This window comes from Microcoleus sp. B4-C1 (assembly GCF_036705285.1).
GTDB lineage: Bacteria > Cyanobacteriota > Cyanobacteriia > Cyanobacteriales > Microcoleaceae > Microcoleus.
The window spans coordinates 156,926-163,659 of the sequence record NZ_JAUBUC010000003.1 but is presented as its reverse complement, the minus strand read 5'-3'; the positions used below and the strand labels follow the sequence as shown (position 1 = coordinate 163,659).

Below are 6,734 nucleotides of genomic sequence, written 5' to 3'. Positions count from 1 at the left end.
GGGCCCGTCCTTTTTGGACGGGCCCGACGCCCATCCCACTTTCAAGAGTGGAAGTTATTTAATTCTCATTCCTAAGTCCAGAGTTCGATCTTGGACAGTATAGCCAACACCAAAGACAGCACAACTGCCAAACGGCAAGTGTGAAGTTTTAAGAGATGCGCGAAAAAAAAAGATTTGAGATTCTGAGCCGCCGACGTGCAGTCAATCTCAAATCTCAAATCTCAAATTTCAAATCAAATACTGTTGGTAAAAACGTCTTAATCCAGGCTTTGAGGGTGACAGAATTCCATTAAAATTGCCTCACCTTCGCCGCGCGAGTCCAATTCCTTCGCCATGCACTCAACACGTTCTTCCGAAAGGAAGAAGCGGGTAACTTTGTGCGGTACAAACCACCGATAGCGCTGCCACAAACAGATAGAGTAACGAAGGGCATCCGGCAAAGAGTATGTGTAATTTCGCTGAATTGCCAAACCTGCCTTTTCCCCGGCTAGAGCCAAAGTTTTTGGAGTGTAACCGATCAGATTGTAGGGATAATCGGTGCTGTGCCAGCGCCAGCCCAGTTGCCGCGCGTATGGGCTGTCCGCGTTCGGTACAGCCACCCAAATGTAACCGTTTGGAGCCAGCAATTGCCTCATGCAGTCGAGTGTTTCTGCAGGCAAAGGCGTTGCTCCCAAAACGTGTGAACAGAGTATGACATCAAACTTTTCGTCAGTACCTTTTTCTGCAACGTATTCTTCTACAGTGCCGGTGAAAACATCGACACCGCATTCCCTGGCTGCTGCTGCTGCTGAGGAGCTAGGCTCAATTCCTGCTACCTCAACTCCGAGTTTTTTGAAGACTTGGATAATGGAACCTCCCCCGCATCCTACGTCTAACAGCCGCTTGCCTACAGGGATAGGAATGTGTCGGTATTCATTGAGTTTTTTGGCTTCTTTTACTACGTCTTCTTCCTCTGGTACGTAAGTATTGTAGCACTGCCAGCCCTCGGGGTAATAATCGCTCAGTTCATCCCATGTCGGGCGGGGATTTACGAATACTAAGCCACAATCTTCGCATCCGTAAACTGACCATTTAGGAGCCTCTTTTGGTTGGCGGGCTGTCCCGGCTGTGTACTGGAAGCTGATTTTTTGGGAGCTGCAAACAGGGCAATTTGTAAATTTTTGCATGGTTCAGTTTCACGATTTGTACAGTTGCTAAGGGCAGTGGAACGACCACAATTTATTACCATTAGCTGAGCTGGTAGAGTGCACCACTGCAAGCAGATCGAAAACTAGGTTTATTTGCGAATTAGTATTTGTAGTAGATGCTTGGGTTGTTGGCGCTCGCCCCCCGATTAAGCGGCGCTGTACAATTTTATGTCTAAATGGTTAGACTGAGAAGGTAGCATTTGTTACCTATAAGACAACCGACGCTCAACAGACAATGATTGTCGGTAGCGTTTTTGCGGTTGGGCTAAATTCTTACAAAAATACTAACTCACAAAATTAATGTTGCCAAGTACATCTAATTATTTGCTCAAAAATGCTCGCGTGCCCGCCTCTCTTCTAGAGATGAAATCGATCGCCCCGTCAGCTTCTACTGTCGCCACAACGGGGAGTGAGAACAATTTTTGTTTGGTGGATTTGGAAATTGCAGCAGGGACGATCGCCCAAATTATCCCAGTAGGTAGAAAACCTGTATCCTCCTATGGAGATATCCCAGTTGTAGATTTGCACCGCGGCTTAGTTTGGCCTTGTTTTGTGGATATGCACACGCATTTAGACAAAGGCCACATTTGGGAACGATCGCCCAATCCCGATGGAACTTTTGCCAGCGCGATCGAAGCAGTGGGCGCTGACGCTCAAAAAAACTGGAATGCAGACGATGTTTACCGGCGAATGGAGTTCGGCCTCAAATGCAGCTACGCCCACGGAACCAAGGCCATCCGCACTCACATAGATAGCGCGGGCAAACAGGGAACCGTTAGTTGGGGAGTATTTGAAGCGCTGCAAGCCGAATGGGGCGATCGGCTGATCTTGCAAGCAGCTTCCTTGGTTTCCCTCGACTATTACCTGACACCCGCCGGCGAAAAATTAGCCGATCGCATAGCCGAAATCGGCGGTATACTCGGTGGCGTCGCCTATATGAATCCCGACTTAGACAAACAACTCGATCGAGTTTTTGCCTTAGCCAAAGAACGAAATTTAAACCTCGACTTCCACACCGACGAAAACGACGATCCAGATTCAGTAACACTGCGGGAAGTCGCAAAAACCGCCATCCGCCATCAATTTTCCGGTCAAATAATCTGCGGACACTGCTGTAGTTTAGCTGTACAACCGCCAGATTTAGTAACAGAAACTATCGCATTAGTCAAGGAAGCAAATATTGGCATTGTCAGCTTGCCGATGTGTAACCTTTACCTGCAAGACCGAGAATCTCAGCGTACACCTCGCTGGCGAGGTGTGACACTGCTGCACGAACTCAAAGCAGCCGGAATTCCCGTTGCAGTTGCTAGCGACAATTGTCGCGATCCGTTTTACGGATTTGGCGATCATGATGTTTTGGAAGTCTTTAATATGGCAGTCCGCATCGCCCATTTAGATAGACCCTATGGAGACTGGCCCTGTGCAGTGACAAAGACTCCAGCCGATTTAATGGGATTGCCGAATTTAGGACGAATTGCAGTTGGTTTACCAGCAGATTTGATTTTGTTTAAGGCGCGGAATTTCAGCGAATTGTTATCTAGAGCGCAGGGCGATCGCACAGTTTTACGGCAGGGAATTAAAATTGATACAACTTTGCCCGATTACCGCGAACTAGACGACTTGTTAGCAACTGAAATCTGACATTTTGCACCAATATCAAGAACAGGCTTTCCGGCCTGTTCCACAAAAGATGAATTTTCTTTCTACTGGCTGCATCAATCTCAAGAACAGGCTCTCCGGCCTGTTCCACAAAAGATAAATTTTCTTTCTACTGGTTCTACTCGTTACTAGGCTCTGCCTGGTAACGTAGATCCGGAGGCTCTGCCTCCAATTTTCTCTATCGCAATGCGAGGCAGAGCCTCTAGATATGGTTCCCAGGCAGAGCCTAGGAACCAGTTAGTTTTTAGGGTAAGGCGTGCAGTGCATACGCTACATTTAGATGTTCTGCACAACTATTATTATTGTCAAATTGCAACTAATTTGATATAAATATAAAAGCTAAGTCGAGTGAGGATGTTTTAAGTGAAAGCAGTTATTTTATTGTCGGGAGGGCTGGATTCCTCAACTGTTTTGTATCAAGCCAAAGCCGACGGCTGCGAGTGTTACGCGATTTCGTTTGACTACAAGCAAAGACATCGGCGGGAGTTGGAATCAGCAAGGGCGATCGCACTTTCGGCAGCGGTTAAGGCACATCAGATAGTAAACTTTGACTTAACACTGTGGGGCGGTTCGGCTTTGACGGATAATGAGATGGAATTGCCGATCGATCGCAATCTTGCAGAAATGTCTCAAAACATCCCCATTACCTACGTTCCAGCTAGAAATACAATCTTTCTCAGTTTTGCCCTTGCCTACGCAGAAACTCTAGAAGCCGATCGTATTTACATCGGTGTCAACGCTTTAGATTATTCCGGCTATCCCGACTGTCGCCTCGATTACATCCAAGCCATGCAGGAAGTATTTCGGTTAGGAACCAAGCAGGGTAGAGAAGGAAATGCTATTAATATTATAACACCTTTGATCGAACTTAAAAAAACAGAAATTATTCAATTGGGCAACAAATTAGGAGTACCTTGGGAGCAAACTTGGTCTTGCTATGCAGGCGGGGAAAATGCCTGTGGCGTTTGCGATTCTTGTCGGCTGCGGCTGGCGGCTTTTGAGGAATTGGGCTTGAAAGATCCGGTGCCTTACGCTTAAATATGACTTACACGACGGCCCAGAAACCTGGTTTTTTCGAGTCTCTTCGCTTCCGCCCGCCGAAACGGTAAAAAACCCGGTTTCTAAGCATCGCAGCGGGTGGTCAGAAACCGGGTTTTTTCGCAAGAATATATTACAGATGGCAGAAACTGCCAAAAACCCGGTTTCTTGGGTTTTGATGCGTAAGTCCTGCATGACTAAAATTTTTAAAATTGATTCTTAGTTAGTTTTGAATCATCCGAGTGCTTATTTACCTTCCGGCTCATCCTCAACTTCCGGTTGACCCTGGTCTTCCTGTTCATCCTTAATTTCATTTTGCAGCGAATTCAATGGGACTAAAAGCATATCAGCTATTTGCGATTGTCCTCTAGCCCTGTAGATATCTATAGCTTTCTGAAAATCTTCTGCTGCACCCTGTAGGTTTCCTAATAAAGTTTGAGCATCAGCGCGAACAATATGCGCTTCTGGAAAGCTAGGATTGAGATTAATTGCTTGAGTTAAAAGTTCAACTGATTCTTTATATTGTCCTTTGCGAGCAAGGTCGAATCCTTGTTGATAAAGTTCTTGAGCTTTCATAGCATTTCTTAATTTCTGCTGTTCATCGCGCTTGCATAAAGGATCGAGTCTATTTACTTGACCTGATGAATCAATTATAAAGCACCCTGGTTCTTCCTGATCAGTCGCTACAGTCAGAAAAAGAGGTAGACTAATTATTGATTGTTTTTCCCAAGTTAAAAGATATGTCTATTGAAGAGCGCCGAGGTATTGAAACAATTGACAGAAACCAAAATCTACTTCTCGTTCGGGCTCCTATTGAATCAGTAGCGCAAAAGCTTAGTAGGGCGAGACGCGCGGATGTCTGGGAACGGGATATCTACGATCGCGAAATCGAAATTACGGCCGAAAGCTATATTGTATTTCAGTTCCGAGGACATCCTTGGACGATCGTTGAACAACTGAATTATCAGCCCGGTCACCTTGTATTTGGAGTAGGAGATGCTATCACCCTTTCCAGCTTCCCATCCACTCGCGCCCTCTACTACACAGGTAGCGACACTTGCGGCTATATTGGTTATAACTGCTACGACGGAGGTGCATTTGCAGAGATGCTGTACTTTGAAGCAGAAATGGATCTCCTATTCCTCTCTGACTTTCGTGAGGTCAAAGCTGAGGACATTGACAGTGCCTTTCGCTTTACTTACGCTTTTATGCAGGAGCAAGATATATATATTCCCAACGCACATTACGAAAATGTGAAGGTTGGCGATCGCATTAATTTACGCCCCAAAGGCCCGACGTTAGATGATTTAGTACGCAGCGACTTCGAGCGAGTAGATTATGTAGGCATTAGCTAAAATATGCTCAACTAGAAAATTTCGCCACACCACTCAACCCGCTATTCTTGCGCCCTTTCCCCACAACTTCCTCATCCGCTGCTGCAATTCCATCTAAAGCTCGATCGCCCGCAGCCCCTTCCAACAAGTGAATTTGAAGTTGATCCAACCGCGGCCCGGACACAGAAATAACCGTAAGTTCCACATTTTCGCCGCGCCAAACTTCCCCAACTGCCGGCATTCTTTGCAACTGATAACTCAGAAAACCTCCAATTGTCTGATATTCGTCAGTTACTGGCAAATCCACATTCAATATTTGATTCACATCATCTAAATTTAACTGCGCTTGCACTAAATAAGTGCGATCGTCCAATACTTGCAAAGCAATTTCTTTGCTGTCGGGCGACTCGTAGCTGCGGCCGATAATTTCCGCAATCAAATCCCTCAGCGTCACTAACCCGGAAATGCCGCCAAATTCATCAACTACGATCGCAATTTCTTCCGACGAACTCTGCATCAAAGGCAGCAGTTCCCCCAGCAGCATCATCTCCGGCACAAACCTCACCGAACCCATCCAATTTACAATTGGCGTGTCGGGAGATAGCAAACCTTCAGCTAGGGGTTTTGCAAGTTGTTTGAAGCCAATAATGCCGATAATGTCGTCTAAGGAATCTCCCGTCACGGGATAGCGGGAATGGTTAGAAATCGCCATTTCGTCGAGCAAATTTTGAAATGTGGCCGTCTTGGGAAGTGCGACAATGCTAGGCCTCGGCACCATTACTTCTTCTACCCAAACTTCGCCAAATTCAAACACGTTGTTGAGCAATTCTCGCTTTTCTGCTTCCAGGCCGCTGGATTCGCTGGAAGTAGCTATAATTAATTGCAGTTCTTCGGGCGTAACCGGTCGGTGTCTTAGATCGTATTCGATGCCCGCAAACCGCAAAAGCGATCGAGTAGATTGATTGAGAAACGACACAAAGGGCTTGAACAAACGGGCAATCAATAAACTCGGAGGCCCTAAACTTCTGGCTAGCTGTTCGGAATACAGCAACGCTACAGATTTGGGAAAGAGTTCGCCCAGTACGATTTGCACGTAAGCTAGCAACAAAAAAGTTACTATTGATATGCTAAAAGAATGGGCGATCGCCGACTTGATGTAAATTGGCAGTGGCAAATAGCCGATCGACATTCTCACTAGCACGGCGATCGTGCTTTCTCCAATCCAGCCGAGAGCTAAACTAGAAAGAGTGATTCCCAACTGCATTGTTGAGAGCAATCGCTCAATACTTTGCTGCAAAGATTGCACAGTTAAAGCTGCAACGTCGCCAGCTTCCACTAACTGATTGATGCGCGATCGGCGTACCGTCACCATCGAAAACTCAGCCGCCACAAAAAAAGCATTAATCGCAATCAGCAACAGCACTGACAGCAACCGCGACAGCACCTCTGTCCAACTCATCGCGGGTAAATCAGATATCTCCTGCACTCTCGCCCCTAAAAGTGACACAATGCTCCC

The 6,734-nt window shown here is 46.3% G+C and carries 6 protein-coding genes; 3 read left to right on the top strand and 3 right to left on the bottom strand.

The window, feature by feature from the left end:
• Positions 1–257: 257 nt before the first annotated feature.
• A complete protein-coding gene (locus tag QUB26_RS02370; RefSeq protein ID WP_333055019.1) occupies positions 258–1,166 on the bottom strand; it encodes a class I SAM-dependent methyltransferase in 909 nt (302 codons plus the stop codon).
• Between the two features lie 321 nt (positions 1,167–1,487).
• On the opposite strand from QUB26_RS02370, the gene QUB26_RS02365 reads away from it, so the two are divergent.
• Both QUB26_RS02365 and queC read left to right on the top strand, forming a co-directional pair.
• On the top strand, positions 1,488–2,828 hold the full coding sequence (locus QUB26_RS02365) for a cytosine deaminase (protein ID WP_333316397.1): 1,341 nt from the start codon (positions 1,488–1,490) through the stop codon (positions 2,826–2,828).
• Positions 2,829–3,209: 381 nt separating this feature from the next.
• Entirely contained in the window at positions 3,210–3,884 is a 675-nt protein-coding gene (queC, locus tag QUB26_RS02360; protein ID WP_333243978.1) for a 7-cyano-7-deazaguanine synthase QueC, read from the top strand.
• A gap of 246 nt (positions 3,885–4,130) precedes the next feature.
• Here queC and QUB26_RS02355 read toward each other — a convergent pair whose 3' ends face one another.
• The gene (locus QUB26_RS02355) at positions 4,131–4,460 is read right to left on the bottom strand and encodes a tetratricopeptide repeat protein (RefSeq protein ID WP_333243975.1); all 330 of its coding nucleotides are present in this window, start codon (positions 4,458–4,460) and stop codon (positions 4,131–4,133) included.
• Positions 4,461–4,624: 164 nt separating this feature from the next.
• Between QUB26_RS02355 and QUB26_RS02350 the strand changes: the two genes are divergently transcribed.
• Positions 4,625–5,239: a hypothetical protein gene (locus QUB26_RS02350; RefSeq protein WP_333316395.1), complete on the top strand. Its 615-nt coding sequence runs from the start codon at positions 4,625–4,627 to the stop codon at positions 5,237–5,239.
• 7 nt (positions 5,240–5,246) lie between these two features.
• Here the strand turns inward: QUB26_RS02350 and QUB26_RS02345 are convergent, their stop codons facing one another.
• Complete coding sequence (locus tag QUB26_RS02345) at positions 5,247–6,725, bottom strand: hemolysin family protein (RefSeq protein ID WP_333316393.1); 1,479 nt, start codon at positions 6,723–6,725, stop codon at positions 5,247–5,249.
• Between the last annotated feature and the right edge of the window lie 9 nt (positions 6,726–6,734).